The following is a 16,115-nucleotide window of genomic DNA, read 5'->3' as shown; positions in this document are numbered from 1 at the left end:
CCGGCGCGTCGTCTTGGTGCAAATGTGATATTTCGGGAATATCTCGACCAATGCCCCACCGGGCAGCCGGGGGACCAGGAAAGGTGGCGAAATGAGTGGGGCAGTCGAAGATCTCGAACAGCAGACATCGTCCGCCCGTCAGGACGACGGGCTCTTCGGACCGGACAGCGTCACCTGGCGCTTGTTCGCCGATCCGGCGTCCTCCCTGGGCGCCGTCTGCGGCATTCTGTTGCAGACCCTCAACCCCGACATGATGACGCTGTTCAGCAAGGTCTCCGCCAACTACGGCGACGCTGCCGGCCGCGCCGCGCGCACCGTCAAATACCTCGACACCACGGTCTTCGGGGACACCGCGCACGCTTTCGCCGCCGGTGAAGCCGTGCGGCGCATGCACCGTCACGCCAAGTGGACCGACGAGCGCACCGGCCGGGTCCTCGTCGCCGACGAGCCGGACTGGCTCGTGTGGACCCACAACACGCTGGTGTGGGGCATCCTGCGAAGCTCCGAGATGTACGGGCCGAGCCTCACGGCGGCCGAACGCGACCGCTTCGTCGTCGAGCAGCACAAGGCGGCCGAACTCGTCGGCATCGACCCGTCCACGCTGGCCTCGACACATGCCGAACTCGACGACTACATCCACGGTCAAGTGGACTGGCTGGCGGTCACGCTGCCGGCGGCCGAGGCCACCGTCGCGCTACGCAAGCCGACGCTGAAGGGCAACCCGATCAAGGTCGCGTCGTCGGTGGTGATCCAGGACGGCATCATCGCGCTGCTGCCCGAGTGGGCGCGCACGATGTTCGGTGTCGCCGGCCGCCCGATGAGCCTCGGCGGCGCCGCCCGCGCGACTCGCCTGCTCATGGCCGCCGCCCGGCGCAACAAGCCCTACGAGAAGCTGATCGCCGACATGTTGTCGGAGGTCGACGCGCATCCGTACCGCAAGGTGCGCGGTATCGACGGGGTGCGCCGCTGACGGATCAGCGAACGGCGGGACCGGAGACCCACTCCCACACGGCAGTACGGACATCCGACTCCGGTTCCCGCCGCAGCCGCACCCGCAGGTGCCGATCGGCGAGATGCTCGACCACACCCTCGCCCCACTCGACGACGACGACGGCCGACGCCAGATCGGTGTCGAGGTCGAGCGCGTCGAGCTGGTCGTGCATGTCCACGGCGGCATCTGAGGCCACCGCCTCGTTCAACCGGTAGGCGTCGACGTGGACCAGTGCGACCGGGGTACCGCCGTCCGGGCGTGGGCCGGGCCGGTGCTCTCGCGCGATGATGAACGTCGGGGACGTCACGCGTCCCTCGACCCCGAGACCGGCGGCGATGCCTCGGGTCAACGCGGTCTTGCCGGCGCCGAGCGGACCGTCGAGCACGACCAGGTCGCCCGCCCCCAGGTCGGCCGCCAGCGCGCGTCCGAGCGCCTCGGTGTCCGCGGTCGTCGGCAGGGTCGCCTCGCCACGTCCGGTTCGCGTGTCAGCCGACATCTGTTCGCTCCAGTCCACCCACCAGCGCCGCATTCTCGCGATCCTCGCGTCTCGACACGGCGCGCCGGACCAGCCGATCGATCGCATCGGAGGTTACCTGCGGGAACTCGAGCTCCACGAGATGGCCCGCGTCCCGCACCCGCACCAGCTCGGCGCGGGACAATCCCGCGGCGAGCGCTTTCGAGCTGGAGAACGGGATGATCATGTCGGCGTCGCCGCACAGGACCAGCGCCGGAACGTCGCCCAGCACCGGCAGGGCCTCGGATTCGTCGTGCAACTCGAGGGATTCGAGGAAGTTGACCACCGTCACGACCGAGACGTCACTGAGCATGCCGTCGGAGAACTCGACCAGCCGCGGGCTCACCTCCGTGCCGTACGACGCCGCCCGCAGGATCGGCGAGATGATCGCGCGGGCCGCGCCGCGGGCCTGCTGCACGATGCCGGGCGCGGTCCGCACCGCGAGACGGAAGGCGTCGATCACCGGGTTGTTCAGGTTGCGGCCGAGTCCCGACTTGTTCAGACCGGCCGCCGTGGTGGCGAGCAGTCCGACACCGATCACCCTGTCGTCGAACAGCTCCGGGAACTGACGGGCCATCGCCAGGATCGTCATGCCGCCCATCGAATGACCGACCAGGACGACCGGGCCCGACGGGGCCGTCGCCTCGACGACGGCCGCCAGGTCGCGGCCCAACTGCGCGATGGTGCAGCTCTCGACGGTCGGCGTCCCGGATTCGCCGTGTCCCCGCTGGTCGTAGAACACCATCCGAGCCGAGTCCCCCCACCGGTGCGCGAGCTGAGTCCGCTGGAAATGCCACGACTCCATCCGCAGGCAGTACCCGTGCACGAAGATCACCGTGAGCGGTGCGTCGGCGGGCCCCACCTCGCGGACCAGGAGCGGTACGTCGTCCTCCGTGGTGACGACGCGACTGCGGTCACGGGAGAACACCGTGAAGTCCTCGGACGCGTAGATCTCCGGGCCGCGGCGGGTCGTCGCCGCCTTCACCGCATTGAGCCCCGCGAGCGTCCCGATCGCCGCGACGCCCGCCACCCCACCGAACAGCCCGAGCCGGTTCAGAATGTTCATGACCGGCCGCCCGGGCCTCCGACATAGGTCCGGATCGTCCGGCCCCGTACCGACGTCACCACCTCGTAGTGGATGGTGTCGAGCGCGTCCGCCCAGTCCTGCGCGTGGGGCACGCCGCGGTCACCGTCACCGTCGCCGAAGAAGACCGCGGTATCGCCCTCCCGGACTCCCGCGCCGTCCGGTCCGAGGTCGACGACCACCTGGTCCATGCAGACCCGGCCGATTCCGGGACGCCGATCGTCGCCGAGCCACACCTCGAAACGACCGCCCAGCGCGCGCGGGATCCCGTCCGCGTAGCCGACCGGAAGCAACGCCACCGTCGTGTCGTGCGGCGCCACCCACGTGTGCCCGTAGGAGACGCCCTCTCCTGCCGCCACCTTCTTCACCAGTGCCACCCTCGATCGGAACGTCATGACCGGCCGCAGGCCGAACGTCCCCAGGTCCGGAACCGGGGACAGTCCGTATATCGCGATTCCGGGCCGAACCATGTCGAACCGCAGGTCGGGACGGGTGAGGGTGGCCGCCGAGTTCGACAGGTGCGCCGCCTCAGGGACCAGACCGATGCGCTCGGCGTCCTCGAGGGCACTCGTGAAACGCTCGCGCTGGTCGTCGATGACCGGGTGGTGCGGCTCGTCCGCGTGCGCGAGGTGGGAGAACACGCCCTTGAAGCGGACCGCGCCCTCTGCCTCGACGCGCGCGAGATCCTTCAGGAAGTCGGTCCACTCCTCGCGGGACACACCGTTGCGGTTGAGGCCGGTGTCGACCTTGACCGTCACGGTCGCGGCGGTGCCGACCTGACGGGCCGCCGCGGCGACGGCAGCCAGGTGCCGCGGCGACGACAGCCCCAGTTCCACCCCGGCAGCGACCGCGGGGGCGAAGTCCGAGTCCGCGGTGTGCAGCCACGACAGCACGGGTGCGGTGATGCCGGCGTTCTTGAGTTCGAGTCCCTCGGCAAGCGTCGTGACACCGAGTTCTCCGGCACCGGCTGCCAACGCAGCCCGCGCGACCGGTACGGCACCGTGGTTGTAGGCGTCGGCCTTGACGACCGCCATGACCGTGGCGCCGCCCGCGTGCTCACGCAGGATGCCGATGTTGTGGGCCACCGCGTCGAGGTCGATCACCGCTTCCGCCTGAGGCGCCGCCGCAGATGGAGGCGTATTCGCCGCCACGGGGGCGCTCGTCTGGGTCGGGGCGGTGTCGGGCTCCTGCGCGGTAGTGGTCACGAACTTCGATCCTGCCACTCGTCAGGAGGAAACTCCTGCACGGGTAGAACCCGACCAGTCACGATCGAGACACATGTGAGCTCGGGAACACTCGCAGGATCCGGATCGCCGACCGCAGATGCGCGAGCAACGTCGACGCCGAGATGGGCGCGAGCCCCGCGTCCCCCGTCTCGTCGGAGCCCTCCCAAGCTCCCAGATTGGCCGCGAGCGAATGCGCCCGTGCACCCGCGGCGGCGGCCAGGGACGGTTCGAGTCCGGTGGCCAGCAGCGCACCGACGATGCCGGACAGGACGTCCCCCGAACCCGCCGTCGCGGCCCACGAACTGCCCGCGTCGTTGACGAGCACCCGGCCCGACGGCTCCGCGATCACCGTTGCTCGCCCCTTGAGCAGGACCGTCACGCCCCATTCCGCGGCCAGAGCACGCGCCGCCGCGACCCGGTCGGGTGTCGGTGCGACGCTCGTGAGCCGCTCGAACTCGCCGGCGTGCGGAGTCAACAGGGTCGGCGCGGCGCGGTGCCGGACGAGATCGGGGTGCTTCGCGAGCAGATTCAGACCGTCGGCGTCGACCAGCACCGGAACGTCGGAGTCGAGCACGGTCCGCAACTCCTCGAACGCGGCGTCGTCGGTGCCGATCCCGGGGCCGACCACCCACGCCTGCACCCGCCCGGCCTCCGCCGGTGACGGCGCCGCCACCACCTCGGGCCAGTGCCCGACGACCTCGTCCGCCGCCCGGCCGGCGTAGCGCACCATTCCCGCCGTCGCCGTGACCGCCGCGCCGGCCGACAGCACCGCCGCGCCCGGATACCGCCGGCTCCCCGCGACGACCCCGACGACGCCCTGCGTGTACTTGTCGTCCGCCGCATGCGGCACCGGCCACAACCGGCCGACCTCCCACGGATCGAGTGCCTGCAGGTCTGCTTCGGGGAGTGTGAGGCCGATGGGCACCAGTTCGACGCGTCCACAGCGCGCGGCGGCGAGCGCGTGCACGGGCTTGAGCGCCCCGAACGCGACGGTGACCGCCGCCGTCACCGCGGGGCCGTCCACCGCCCCGGTGTCCGGGTCGACGCCACTCGGCAGGTCCACCGCCACGATCGGGGCGTCGAGCTGCGCGACGATCGCGGCCGCGGCGGGACGGAGCGGTCCGGTCCCGGAGATGCCGACGATGCCGTCGAGCACCAGATCGGGATCGCCCGGGTCGGGCGAGACCCGCCCACCCGCGGCCTGCAGCGCCGCCAGGCCCGCCGGGTGCGCGCGGTCCGGATTCAACAGGACCGCGGTGACCGCGACGCCGCGCCGGCGCAACAGCGCGCCCGCCCACAGCGCGTCGCCGCCGTTGTCGCCGGAGCCGACGAGCAGCGTGACGCGGCGGCCCACCACGCCGCCGGTCCGCGCCCGCAACTCACCCGCCGCCACCCGCGCCAACCCGTGGGCTGCGCGGCCCATCAACGTGCCGTCGGGCAGGCTCGCCAGCAGCGGCGCCTCCGCGGCCTTGACCTGCTGCGCCGTGTAATAGTTCCGCATCTCCGTCAGGCCGCCACCGGGCCGGAGATCATGAACCGGGCACCGTTCGGATCGGCCACCTGCGCCATCCGGCCGTACTCGGTGTCCCACGGCTGGGTGAGGACCTCACCGCCGAGGTCGACGACCCGCGCGATCGCGGCATCGGTGTCGTCGACCTGCACGAACATCTGCCAGTGCGACGGCACCTCGGGCGGCAGCGCCTTGCTCGCATCGAAGATCCCCGCCAGGTCCTCACCGTCGAATCGGCCTGTCGAGTAGCGGAATTCGTCGCTGTCGCTCAGGGTGGCCAGATCCCATCCGAACACGTCCCGATAGAAGGGCAGCGCGGCGTCGTAGTCCTTGCTGACCAACTCGAACCACGCGGGCGTGTTGGACTCGCCGATCATCCCGAAACCCTTGTGTTCGCCCGGCTGCCACACACCCACGACGCCACCCGACGCGTCCCGGAACATCGCCATCCGCCCCTGCCGCGGAACCGTCATCGGCTCCATCATCACCTGGCCACCGGCCTTCGAAACGGCCTCGGCGGTCGCGTCCGCATCGGCCGTTGCCAGGTAGGTCGTCCACACGTCCACGTACGGGTTCCCGGCCTGCCCGGGCATCGCTCCGGCCACCGGCTTCCCGCCGGCGAGGAACATCACGTAGCCGCCGTACTCCTCGGAAGACCCCTCGTGGGTCCATCCGAAGAGAGCGTCGTAGAAGGCGGTGGCGCGGTCGATGTCGGACGACTGCAGGTCGATCCAGCAAGGGCGCCGAGCGGCGCGGATTCACGGGCAGGCATGGCAACTCCTCGTGCGATTCGAGGTCGGTACAGGTGTGGGAGGACACACTCGCCGTCAGACTACGCTGAATTGCATGAAAGCACGGGCAACCGCGATGGCCATCGGAATCGCTTTGGCTGCAACCCTTTCCGGGTGCAGCTCCGACGCGGGAGGCGATGCTCCGGCAGACCTTCCGGGCGGCACGGACAAAGCACTCACCGTCGAGGTGAAGAACATGACCTACTCGCCCGCGTCGATCACGATCCAGGCCGGCCAGACCGTGACCTGGGTGTTCGACGACCGCGGCGTCCCGCACGACGTCGTCGGACTGGGAAGCGCCGAGTCCGTCCTGCGCAGCCCGCTGCTGAAGACCGGCACGTGGCAGTTCACGTTCACCGAGCCGGGGACGTACGACTACACGTGCTCTCTGCACCCGGACATGCTCGGTGTGGTCGTGGTGGTCTGACGACCACACCGAGCAGGCGTCGGACTATTCGACGGTGACGGACTTCGCGAGGTTGCGCGGCTTGTCCACGTCCAGCCCGCGGGCGACCGCGACCTCCGCCGCGAAAACCTGCAGCGGAATCGTGGACAGCAGCGGCTGCAGCAGCGTCGGCGCCGCCGGGATCTCGATGAGATGGTCGGCATGCGCCCGCACCGCCTCGTCGCCCTCCTCCGCGATGACGATCGTCGTCGCGCCGCGCGCCTTGATCTCCTGGATGTTCGACACCAGCTTCGAGTGCAGCACCGCACGCCCCTTCGGCGACGGCATCACGACGATGACCGGCAGGCCCTCCTCGATCAACGCGATCGGGCCGTGCTTGAGCTCACCGGCCGCGAAGCCCTCCGCGTGCATGTACGCCAACTCCTTGAGCTTGAGCGCACCCTCGAGCGCCACCGGGTAGCCCACGTGGCGGCCCAGGAACAGCACCGCCGACGAGTCCGCGAACTGCCGGGCCAGCGCACGCACCGGCTCGACCGTCTCGAGGACACGGGACACCAGGCCCGGCATCGCCGCGAGATCGGCGTACTCCCGGGCCACCTCGTCCGGGTACTTCGTGCCGCGCGCCTGCGCCAACGCCAGCCCCACCAGGTAGTTCGCGGTCACCTGGGCGAGGAAGGCCTTGGTGGAGGCCACGGCGATCTCCGGACCGGCCCGCGTGTAGAGGACGGCGTCGGCCTCGCGGGGAATCTGCGCACCGTTGGTGTTGCAGACCGCCAGCACCCGGGCCTTCTGGTCCTTCGCGTGCTTGACGGCCTCGAGCGTGTCCGCCGTCTCACCCGACTGCGAGATCGCGACGACGAGCGTGGAGCGATCCAGCACCGGGTCGCGGTAGCGGAACTCGCTCGCGAGCTCGACCTCGACGGGAAGCCGCGTCCAGTGTTCGATCGCGTACTTCGCGAGCAGACCCGAGTGGTACGCGCTACCGCACGCCACGACGAACACCTTGTCGACGTCGCGCAGTTCCTGATCGGACAGCCGCTGCTCGTCGAGCACGATCGTGCGATCGACGAAGTGGCCACGCAGGGTGTCGGCGACGGCCTGCGGCTGCTCCTGGATCTCCTTGAGCATGAAGTAGTCGTGGCCACCCTTCTCGGCGGCCTGCAGGTCCCAGTCGATCCGGAAGGGACGGCCCTGCTGCTCGTTGCCCGCGAAGTCGCTGATCGAGTAGCCGTCCGCGGTGATCACCACCACCTGGTCCTGGCCGAGCTCGACCGCGTCCCGGGTGTGCTCGATGAACGCCGCGACGTCGGAGCCGACGAAGGTCTCGCCGTCGCCGACACCGACGACGAGCGGAGTCGACCGACGCGCCGCAATGATCATGTCGGGGTGGTCGGCGTGCGTGAACACCAGCGTGAACGCACCCTCGAGCCGGCGCAGCACCGCCAGCGCGCTCTGCAGGAAGTCACCCGCGGTGGGCCCCGACTCGTACGCCTTGGCGACGAGATGGACGGCAACCTCGGAGTCGGTGTCACTGAGCAGATCGACGCCCGCGGCCTCGAGTTCACCGCGCAAAGGAGCGAAGTTCTCGATGATGCCGTTGTGCACGACGGCGAACCGACCGCTGGCATCCCGATGCGGATGCGCATTGCGGTCGGTGGGCTTGCCGTGCGTCGCCCACCGCGTGTGTCCCATGCCGGTAGTGCCGACGAACGAGTCCCGTCCGATCTCGTCGAGCTCTGCCTTCAGATTGTCGAGACGTCCTGCCTTGCGCTCGGTCGCCAAGCCCCCCTTGCCGTCCAGGATCGCGACGCCGGCGGAGTCGTAGCCGCGGTATTCCATCCGCTGCAACGCCTTCTCCACGACATCCAGAGCCTGGCGGTGGCCTACGTACCCCACGATTCCGCACATGGTTCACCAGGGTACTTGGGCGACCGTGTGGAGCGAACTCGGTCTGCGATCGGATAACGTCACACCCGTGGCGCAGACACCTAAATCCCTGGTATCCAAGCTGTCCAAGCGTGGCCCGCACAAGGTGCTGCGCGGCGACCTCGCGCTCGCAGGACAGCCCGGCGTCGTCTACACACCCGCCGAGGGATTCAACCTGCCCGCCGTCGCCTTCGGTCACGACTGGATGGTGGGTCCCGACAACTACGCCGGCACCTTCGAACACCTCGCGTCGTGGGGAATCGTCGTCGCCGCACCGGGCACCGAACGTGGGCCGGTTCCCTCACATCTCGGACTCGCCGCCGATCTCGTCACAGCCCTCGACATCTGCACCGGTGTCCGGCTGGGCTCCGGCCGGATCAGCGTGCAACCGGAACGCCTCGCCGTCGCCGGGCACGGCATGGGGGCCGGGGCCGCCGTCCTCGCGGCGGCGCAGCACACGACGATCAAGGCCGTCGCCGCGCTGTTCCCCTCGCCGACGGCACCGTCCTCGGCGGTCGCCGCGGGCCGGGTCTCCGCCGCGGGACTGATCCTCGCCGGCGCGAAGGACGTCGACTCCCTGAACAGCGACGCCCTCGCTCTCGACGACGCCTGGCGAGGATCGACGCTGCTGCGCGTCGTCGACAAGGCATCCGACTCCGGACTCGTCGAGGGGCGCCGCCTGCTCGGTTTCCTCGGAGTCGGCGGATCGGAGCGGCGGACGCAGCGCGTGACGCGCGCCATGCTGACCGGCTTCCTGCTGCACCGGCTCACCGGCGACAAGGCGTACTCCGCGTTCGCCGACACCGACGCCCACTTCCCCGGCACGCATCCCGCCGTCCGCGAGGACGCCGAGCACGACGGTCACCCTCTCGATCCGCGTGAACTCGCCGCGCACCGCGCGGGCACCCAGGCCGGACGACTGCTCGGCGGCTGATCCCGGCCTCACATCGCGCCGGCCTCGGCGAGCGCGACTCCCTGATCATCGCCTTCGGGGGCCGGTGGGCCCACCTCGGCGAGGGTCGGTTCGACGGCGCCGGCGACGACGGGCGCCGGTGCCGGTGTCCTGCTGCCGCGGACCGGATTGGATCCCGCTCCAGGAACGGTCCCGCCGGAGTCGGATTGCCCTGCCGCCTGTTCCGGGGCCGCCTGTTCGGGGGCCGACGGTTCGGGCCCCGACTGTTCCGGCCCCGGTACGCAGTAGGCGGCCGGCGCGGGCGGCTCGGGTTCGGGTTCGCATTCCGGCTCGGGTTCGCATTCCGGCTCCGGTGCCGGCTCAGCGACCGTCTCGGCAGGAGCAGCAGCCGTGGGTTCGGGACACTGAGGTTCCGGTGCCGGCTCCGGACTCGTCGACGCTGGTTCCGAGGTCGTCGGCCCTGGTTCCGGTGCCGGCGCAGGCGGTTCGGGTTCGGGTGTCCCGGTGCCGCAACTGCACTCGCAATCGCACCCGCACCCGTCCTGTCGCTCCGGGCCCGGCTCCGGGACACTCCCGGTCTCGCATACCGACTCCGACAGCTCGACCACCACGTCACCCACGATGCCGAGTGCCATCTCGGCCACCGCGCCGACGATCGCACCCGCAGCACGGACCGCGCCGTCGATCGCGAGCGAGCCGCCCGTTCCGACCGATACCCCCGTCTCGGCCGCTCTGATCGTGACGCCGGGAGTGGGCATCGACGGCAGGACGCCGGCAGGTGCAGTCGGCGCCGTTCCGGCCGTCCGGGCTGCGGCGACTCCCGTCCCGGCGCACGTCAGGCCGGCCAGACTACTGGTGGGCGATGGCACGGAGGGCGTAGAGGGCTCGGAGACTGTGGCGCACGCCGGGGTCGTGGTGGGTGTCGACGACGGCTGCGGGCACGGCTGTGGCGCAGGCGCCGCGATGCCGGTACAGATCTCTTCGAATCCCGCCGGCGCCCGGAACGCGCTGTCGTCGACAGCGCAGAATGCAGCGTCGAGGTTCCGGAACACCGCGTCGACCGTGGATTCCGTGGCATCGCACAGGTCGACGAATTCCGCTGTGGTGTCGCGGATCCGGGCGAGGAACACTTCCACCGCCCAGTTCGCGGCATCGTCCGCCGCCGTGCCGAAGCTCGCGGCGTTCTCGACGATTCGGTCGACCTCCGCGACGGTGCGGCCGCAGGCACGAGTCGGGTCGAGACTCGCGACCCACTCCGCCTTGCGTGCAGCCGCTTCCCGCAGCACACGGTCGGCCTCGGCCAGCGCACATCGCAAATCGGCCAGGTCCTGCTGCAGGCGGGCCGCCCGCTCGAGGTGTCCGGCGAAATGCGCGTCGACGGCATCGGACGTGTGCCCCTGCCATGCCTCGGCGACGGCGGTACGCACCCGCTCCTGGTCGTCGCACCGCTGGTCGATGTCTGCCGCCACCCGTGTCACGACATCGATGTCGGCGGCCAGGGCGTCGAGTCGGATGTCGTTCTGCTCGAAGTAGCGTGCCTCGATCTCGTCGTAGGCCGGGAACGTGTCCCCTGTGCCCGCCCGCTCGGCCACGAAAGCCGCCCGGGGAACGAAGGTCGCGAAGAACTGCAGCCCGTCAGCGGCGGCCCTCGACAGGGCTTCCATCACAGCGCCCCGAGCGACACGACGTTGCCGGCGTTCGCGGTGTCCCGGCCGTCGTAGGCGTCGACCGTTTCGACGAGTCCTCGCGCAAGGGCCGACGACCCCGTCGAGAACGCGCCGATCGCCCGGGCAAGCCGCAGGTAGCCCTCACGGATCGCGCGTTCCCTGCCCGGATCACCCAGACCGTTGACGAACCGGCACTGGCCTACCTGCCAGACGAGACCGCTGGATCCCTCCGCACTCGCCTGCAGCGACCGAGCCGCTGCCCGTACCCTCGCGACGTCGATCGAGACCACGTCTGCCATCGGTTCCACCTTCCGCGCTGTCGATCTGGACTCTTATGCCCAGTTCGACGCAGGAGGTGGCCGTACGGTTCCGTCAGACCGACGCCACGTGCCCCGCGAGGGTCTCCGCGATCCTCTGCGCCACATCCAGATCCGCGGCCTCGACCATGACCCGCACCAGCTGCTCGGTGCCGGACGGACGCAACAGCACCCGGCCCGTGTCACCGAGTTCGGTCTCGGCAGTCTCGATCGCCGACAGCACCTGCGGGGCGGCGGCGACGGCAGCCTTGTCCGCGACCCGGACATTGATCAGAACCTGAGGCAGCGAGGTCATCGCCCCCGCGAGCGCTGCGAGGGGCTCACCCGTGCTCGCCATCCGTCCCATCAACCGCAGACCGGTCAGGACGCCGTCCCCCGTGGTTCCGTGGCCCGGGAGCACGACGTGCCCCGACTGCTCGCCGCCGAGGCTGAAACCCCCCGCGCGCAGTTCCTCGAGCACGTAGCGATCGCCGACCGCGGTGGTCCGCAACTCGATTCCGGCCTCACGCATCGCGATGTGCAGACCGAGGTTGCTCATGACGGTGGCGACGAGAGTGTTCCGCACGAGTTCGCCGGATTCGTGCATGCCGATCGCCAAGACGGTCATGATCGCGTCACCGTCGACGACGGCCCCCGACGCGTCGACGGCCAGGCAGCGGTCGGCATCGCCGTCGTGGGCCAGGCCGAGGTCGGCACCGTGTTCGACGACTGCCCGCTGCAGCCCCTCCAGGTGGGTCGAACCACAGCCGTCGTTGATGTTCACACCGTCGGGTTCACCGTTGATCACGATCACCGTCGCGCCGGCGGCGCGGTACGCCTCGGGGGCGACCGTCGATGCGGCGCCGTGCGCGCAGTCGACGACCACGGTCAGTCCGTCGAGGCGGATGTCGAGCGCATTGGCGAGATGGGCGAGGTACCGACTGGTGGCGTCGAACGCTACGTCGACGCGGCCGATACCGGCGCCGATGGGCCGACGGCGGGGCCCGGCAGCGATCGCGGCCTCGATCCGGTCCTCGATCTCGTCGTCGAGTTTGTGGCCGCCGGCAGCGAAGATCTTGATGCCGTTGTCGGGCATCGGGTTGTGCGACGCCGAGATCATCACCCCGAGCGCGGCGCCGTATTCACCGGTCAGGTACGCAACGGCCGGCGTCGGGAGGATTCCGACGAGCACGACGTCGACACCGGCTGCGGTGAGTCCGGCGGTGACCGCGGCCTCGAGCATTTCACCGCTGGCGCGCGGGTCGCGGCCGACGACCGCGACAGGTCGCTCCGACGCCGGTCCGGGGGGCGCGAGAACCTCCGCTGCTGCGGCGGCAACCTTCAACGCCAACTCGGCGGTCAACTCGGCGTTCGCCAAGCCCCGCACACCGTCCGTGCCGAACATACGACCCATAGATTCCGACCCCTCCAGATCCCGGCGAGCATTCAGGTGAAACACGAAAGCAGGCGTCCGGAAGCGAATGAGCTCTTCGAACGCCTGCTCTCGTGGAAGAACAGGTGCCGGAGCCGGCACGAATGCCGGCTCCGGCGACACATCAGCGCTTGGAGTACTGAGATGCCTTGCGGGCCTTCTTCAGGCCGTACTTCTTGCGCTCGACCGCGCGAGCGTCACGCGTCAGGAAGCCGGCGCGCTTGAGCGCGGGGCGATCCTCGGCGGTGACCTCGATCAGGGCACGGGAGATGGCGAGACGCAGCGCGCCGGCCTGACCCGAGGGGCCGCCACCGGTCAGCAGTGCGGTGATGTCGAACGACTCGGCGCGCTCGACCAGAACCAGCGGAGCCTTGATCAGCTGCTGGTGCACCTTGTTCGGGAAGTAGTCCTCGAGGGTGCGGCCGTTGAGCTTGAACTCACCGGTGCCGGGGGTCAGGCGGACGCGGACGACCGCCTCCTTGCGACGACCGACGGTCTGGACCGGGCGATCGATCACGATCGGAGCCTGCGGAGCAGCCTCGTAGACCTCGGCGGCCTCGGACTCCGAGGTGTACTCGGTGATCTCGTCAGCCGCGACCTCGACGGCCTCGTTGAAGTCTTCGTTGCTCACTGGGCGACCTGCTTGATCTCGAACGGAACCGGCTGCTGCGCGGCGTGGGGATGAGTCGGGCCTGCGTAGACCTTCAGCTTGCCCGCGATGGCGCGGCCCAGCTTGTTCTTGGGGAGCATGCCGGTGACGGCCTTCTCCACGAGGCGATCCGGGTTCTTCTCGAGAACCTCGCCGACCGAACGGGACTTCAGGCCACCCGGATGTCCGGAGTGGTGGTACAGGAACTTGTCCGTACGCTTGTTGCCGCTGATGGCAACCTTGTCGGCGTTGATGATGACGACGAAGTCGCCGCCGTCAACGTGGGGTGCAAAGGTGGGCTTGTGCTTGCCGCGGAGCAGGTTGGCTGCCTGCACGGCAAGGCGACCGAGCACCACGTCAGTGGCGTCGATGACGTGCCAGGTACGGGTCACGTCTCCGGCCTTCGGGGAATACGTAGGCACAGAACTTCCTCGTCTGTTCGTTTCTGCTGCTGGCCTGGCGTGCCTCGCGCAAAGGCACGGGTGGTCCTCGGCGGCCAGTTGAGACCCGGGGACCATTTCTCTCCGCACACGGATGCGCAGCGAGAGATGACACGCCGACGTAGAAGACTACCGGCTCGGGACCGGCAGGGTCAAAAAGCCCTCGCGTCAGCCGAGCGCATCGGCCAGCCGGTCCACCGCCCAGGTGAGGTCGGCCCGAGAGACGACCAGGGGCGGCGCGATCCGAATCGTTCCCTCGTGCGCATCCTTCGCCAGCACACGCCGGGCCAGCAGACGCTCGCAGATCACTCGCGCGGACGGCTGCCCGGGCGCCAACTGCACACCCGCCCACAGTCCGCGTCCTCGCACCTCGGACACCCGGTCCGCGGGCAACGCCGACAGCAACCGGTGCAGGTACTCCCCCAGCTCGCGGCTGCGCTGCTGGTACTCCCCCGTCTCGAGCAGTCGCACCACCGCGCTGCCGACCGCGCACGCGAGGGCGTTGCCGCCGAACGTGCTGCCGTGCTGACCCGGACGGATCACCCCCATGACGTCCCGGTTCGCGACGACCGCCGACACCGGCACGAGCCCACCACCGAGTGCCTTGCCGAGCACGTAGACGTCCGGCACGACCGATTCGTGATCGCACGCGAACGTGAGCCCCGTTCGCCCGAGACCGCTCTGGATCTCGTCGGCGATCATCAGCAGGCGGTGTTCGTCGCACAGCTTCCGGACCGCGGCCAGGAAGCCGTCGGGTGGAACCAGGACTCCGGCCTCGCCCTGGATCGGCTCCACGAGGACCGCGACGGTGTTCTCGGTGATCGCGTCCGCCAGCGCGACGCTGTTGCCGTACTCGACCGAGGGGAACCCCAAAGGGAAGGGGCCGAATCCGTCGCGTGCGTCGGGATCGGTCGAGAATCCGACGATTCCGATGGTGCGGCCGTGGAAGTTGCCGCGGAACGTGATGATCTCCGCACGATCGTGCTCGACGCCCTTGACTTCGTAACCCCACTTACGCGCGAGCTTGAGCGCCGTCTCGACGGCCTCCGCGCCGGTGTTCATGGGCAACACCGCGTCCTTCCGGCACAGCCGCGCGACGTCGGAGCAGAAGTCGGCGAACCGATCGTGCTGGAACGCGCGACTGGTGAGGGTGAGGCGACCGAGCTGCTCGCGGGCCACCGCGACGAGAGCGGGGTGCGCGTGCCCGAAGTTCAACGCCGAATACCCCGCCAGTACGTCGAGGTAGTCGACACCGTCGATGCCCCGCACCCAGGCGCCGGAACCGGATTCGATCACCACCGGGAGGGGGCTGTAGTTGTGGGCGCTGTGCGCGTCGGCTCGGGCGAGCGCGGCGCGTGTCTCCTCGGTCACCGGTACCAGCCCGGCTTCGGTCTCTCGTCCTACCGTCATGATCCGCCTCCCGGTCCGGCGCGACGCGCCACCGCATTCGGATCACGTCAGTATCCGCCGACCGGGCTACGGCGACAATGGTTCTCGACGGAAAATGCCGGGTACGCACGTGTGCCCCGACGTCTCTCCTACGTCGGGGCACACGATTCAGGCGTAGTGCGGAGGCTACGCCCAGCTGTTGGCAGCGGCGGTGTTCACCTGCTGCATGTCCGCGTTGCCCTGGCCGACGACACGGCCCACGGCGTCGAGGATCTGGTTGAGCTCGTCGGCGGCCGCGTCCCACTTGGCCTGGTGCTCCTGGTACGCGGCGGACGCAGCGCCGTCCCACTCCGCGACCATCGGGGCGATCGAACTCTTGAGATCGCCCAGCTTCCCGTTCATCTCCTTCTGGAGGGCGTCGATTCGAAGCTGGAGCGCCTCGATCTGGCCGAACGAATAACGCATCATGTGCTGCTGCTCCTCTGTGACTGTGATCCGGGGATCGAAATCAGATGTTCAGGCTGCCGGCGACGTTGTTGAGCGACGCCGTGTGGTCCTGCTGCGTCGTATCGAACGTGACGCTGTTGGACTTGATGTTCTCGCCGATCGCCTGGAGCGCATCGTTGAGCTTCTTGGCGCTGCCGTCCCAGCGCTCCATGAGGCTGTGGAACGCGATCGCTGCCGACCCCTCCCATGCCCCGCGAATCCCGTCCACCTCCGACCGGAGGTTCCCGAGGAGCCCGGCGATCTCCTCGCGCACGTCGCCGACGCGACGCGACGTGTCCTCCATGGTCGAGACTGTGGTCTTCATCTGATCGCTCACTCTGACTCCTTCGGAATCGTTTTCGCGTTTCCGCGCCCCGGCCCGGGTCAGCCCCCCG

At 69.7% G+C, this 16,115-nt stretch carries 17 protein-coding genes; 3 read left to right on the top strand and 14 right to left on the bottom strand.

Features of this window, described 5'->3' with window-relative positions; genetic code table 11:
* The first annotated feature begins 91 nt into the window (after positions 1-91).
* Entirely contained in the window at positions 92-970 is an 879-nt protein-coding gene (locus A6I89_RS00330; RefSeq protein ID WP_022597311.1) for an oxygenase MpaB family protein, read from the top strand.
* A 4-nt stretch (positions 971-974) separates the two neighbouring features.
* Here the strand turns inward: A6I89_RS00330 and tsaE are convergent, their stop codons facing one another.
* The 5 genes from tsaE to A6I89_RS00305 all read right to left on the bottom strand — a co-directional run bounded on the left by tsaE (position 975) and on the right by A6I89_RS00305 (position 6,035).
* Entirely contained in the window at positions 975-1,487 is a 513-nt protein-coding gene (gene tsaE, locus A6I89_RS00325) for a tRNA (adenosine(37)-N6)-threonylcarbamoyltransferase complex ATPase subunit type 1 TsaE (protein WP_013416869.1), read from the bottom strand.
* The gene (locus tag A6I89_RS00320) at positions 1,477-2,571 is read right to left on the bottom strand and encodes an alpha/beta fold hydrolase (protein WP_005518439.1); all 1,095 of its coding nucleotides are present in this window, start codon (positions 2,569-2,571) and stop codon (positions 1,477-1,479) included. The genes tsaE and A6I89_RS00320 overlap by 11 nt, the downstream gene beginning before the upstream one ends.
* Positions 2,568-3,740, bottom strand: a complete 1,173-nt coding sequence (alr, locus tag A6I89_RS00315; RefSeq protein ID WP_044991381.1) for an alanine racemase — start codon at positions 3,738-3,740, stop codon at positions 2,568-2,570. Before alr ends, A6I89_RS00320 begins: the two co-directional genes overlap by 4 nt.
* A gap of 112 nt (positions 3,741-3,852) precedes the next feature.
* Complete coding sequence (locus tag A6I89_RS00310; RefSeq protein ID WP_022597315.1) at positions 3,853-5,316, bottom strand: NAD(P)H-hydrate dehydratase; 1,464 nt, start codon at positions 5,314-5,316, stop codon at positions 3,853-3,855.
* Between the two features lie 5 nt (positions 5,317-5,321).
* Entirely contained in the window at positions 5,322-6,035 is a 714-nt protein-coding gene (locus A6I89_RS00305; RefSeq protein ID WP_237171827.1) for a VOC family protein, read from the bottom strand.
* Positions 6,036-6,171: 136 nt separating this feature from the next.
* Between A6I89_RS00305 and A6I89_RS00300 the strand changes: the two genes are divergently transcribed.
* Positions 6,172-6,543, top strand: coding sequence for a cupredoxin domain-containing protein (locus tag A6I89_RS00300; protein WP_037084976.1), 372 nt, complete (start codon positions 6,172-6,174; stop codon positions 6,541-6,543).
* A gap of 24 nt (positions 6,544-6,567) precedes the next feature.
* Here the strand turns inward: A6I89_RS00300 and glmS are convergent, their stop codons facing one another.
* Positions 6,568-8,430 (bottom strand): glutamine--fructose-6-phosphate transaminase (isomerizing), encoded by a 1,863-nt coding sequence (glmS, locus tag A6I89_RS00295; RefSeq protein WP_005518432.1) that lies wholly within the window; start codon positions 8,428-8,430, stop codon positions 6,568-6,570.
* 67 nt (positions 8,431-8,497) lie between these two features.
* On the opposite strand from glmS, the gene A6I89_RS00290 reads away from it, so the two are divergent.
* Positions 8,498-9,382: a dienelactone hydrolase family protein gene (locus tag A6I89_RS00290; protein WP_044991329.1), complete on the top strand. Its 885-nt coding sequence runs from the start codon at positions 8,498-8,500 to the stop codon at positions 9,380-9,382.
* Between the two features lie 8 nt (positions 9,383-9,390).
* Here the strand turns inward: A6I89_RS00290 and A6I89_RS00285 are convergent, their stop codons facing one another.
* The 8 genes from A6I89_RS00285 to A6I89_RS00250 form a co-directional block, all read right to left on the bottom strand.
* Positions 9,391-11,025: a hypothetical protein gene (locus tag A6I89_RS00285; RefSeq protein ID WP_022597320.1), complete on the bottom strand. Its 1,635-nt coding sequence runs from the start codon at positions 11,023-11,025 to the stop codon at positions 9,391-9,393.
* The gene (locus A6I89_RS00280; protein ID WP_022597322.1) at positions 11,025-11,327 is read right to left on the bottom strand and encodes a hypothetical protein; all 303 of its coding nucleotides are present in this window, start codon (positions 11,325-11,327) and stop codon (positions 11,025-11,027) included. Before A6I89_RS00280 ends, A6I89_RS00285 begins: the two co-directional genes overlap by 1 nt.
* A gap of 73 nt (positions 11,328-11,400) precedes the next feature.
* Entirely contained in the window at positions 11,401-12,738 is a 1,338-nt protein-coding gene (gene glmM / locus A6I89_RS00275) for a phosphoglucosamine mutase (RefSeq protein WP_022597324.1), read from the bottom strand.
* 142 nt (positions 12,739-12,880) lie between these two features.
* The gene (gene rpsI / locus A6I89_RS00270; protein ID WP_005518424.1) at positions 12,881-13,387 is read right to left on the bottom strand and encodes a 30S ribosomal protein S9; all 507 of its coding nucleotides are present in this window, start codon (positions 13,385-13,387) and stop codon (positions 12,881-12,883) included.
* Complete coding sequence (gene rplM / locus A6I89_RS00265) at positions 13,384-13,827, bottom strand: 50S ribosomal protein L13 (RefSeq protein ID WP_022597326.1); 444 nt, start codon at positions 13,825-13,827, stop codon at positions 13,384-13,386. Before rplM ends, rpsI begins: the two co-directional genes overlap by 4 nt.
* Positions 13,828-14,013: 186 nt before the next feature.
* Entirely contained in the window at positions 14,014-15,255 is a 1,242-nt protein-coding gene (rocD, locus tag A6I89_RS00260; RefSeq protein WP_013416879.1) for an ornithine--oxo-acid transaminase, read from the bottom strand.
* Between the two features lie 165 nt (positions 15,256-15,420).
* On the bottom strand, positions 15,421-15,702 hold the full coding sequence (locus A6I89_RS00255) for a WXG100 family type VII secretion target (RefSeq protein WP_005518421.1): 282 nt from the start codon (positions 15,700-15,702) through the stop codon (positions 15,421-15,423).
* 40 nt (positions 15,703-15,742) lie between these two features.
* On the bottom strand, positions 15,743-16,057 hold the full coding sequence (locus A6I89_RS00250; RefSeq protein ID WP_005518419.1) for a WXG100 family type VII secretion target: 315 nt from the start codon (positions 16,055-16,057) through the stop codon (positions 15,743-15,745).
* Positions 16,058-16,115: the final 58 nt, after the last annotated feature.

Origin of the sequence: Prescottella equi (assembly GCF_002094305.1) — a bacterium.
GTDB classification, from domain to species: Bacteria; Actinomycetota; Actinomycetes; order Mycobacteriales; family Mycobacteriaceae; genus Prescottella; species Prescottella equi.
The sequence above is the reverse complement of the archived record's forward strand: the minus strand, read 5'-3'. Positions and strand labels throughout refer to the sequence as shown.

What these genes read in the sequence shown, in the direction of transcription:
- A6I89_RS00330 (WP_022597311.1), top strand. Translation starts at nt 92, where the DNA reads ATGAGTGGGGCAGTCGAAGATCTCGAACAGCAGACATCGTCCGCCCGT.
- tsaE (WP_013416869.1), bottom strand. Translation starts at nt 1,487, where the DNA reads ATGTCGGCTGACACGCGAACCGGACGTGGCGAGGCGACCCTGCCGACG.
- A6I89_RS00320 (WP_005518439.1), bottom strand. Translation starts at nt 2,571, where the DNA reads ATGAACATTCTGAACCGGCTCGGGCTGTTCGGTGGGGTGGCGGGCGTC.
- A6I89_RS00310 (WP_022597315.1), bottom strand. Translation starts at nt 5,316, where the DNA reads ATGCGGAACTATTACACGGCGCAGCAGGTCAAGGCCGCGGAGGCGCCG.
- A6I89_RS00300 (WP_037084976.1), top strand. Translation starts at nt 6,172, where the DNA reads ATGAAAGCACGGGCAACCGCGATGGCCATCGGAATCGCTTTGGCTGCA.
- glmS (WP_005518432.1), bottom strand. Translation starts at nt 8,430, where the DNA reads ATGTGCGGAATCGTGGGGTACGTAGGCCACCGCCAGGCTCTGGATGTC.
- A6I89_RS00285 (WP_022597320.1), bottom strand. Translation starts at nt 11,025, where the DNA reads ATGGAAGCCCTGTCGAGGGCCGCCGCTGACGGGCTGCAGTTCTTCGCG.
- A6I89_RS00280 (WP_022597322.1), bottom strand. Translation starts at nt 11,327, where the DNA reads ATGGCAGACGTGGTCTCGATCGACGTCGCGAGGGTACGGGCAGCGGCT.
- glmM (WP_022597324.1), bottom strand. Translation starts at nt 12,738, where the DNA reads ATGGGTCGTATGTTCGGCACGGACGGTGTGCGGGGCTTGGCGAACGCC.
- rocD (WP_013416879.1), bottom strand. Translation starts at nt 15,255, where the DNA reads ATGACGGTAGGACGAGAGACCGAAGCCGGGCTGGTACCGGTGACCGAG.
- A6I89_RS00255 (WP_005518421.1), bottom strand. Translation starts at nt 15,702, where the DNA reads ATGATGCGTTATTCGTTCGGCCAGATCGAGGCGCTCCAGCTTCGAATC.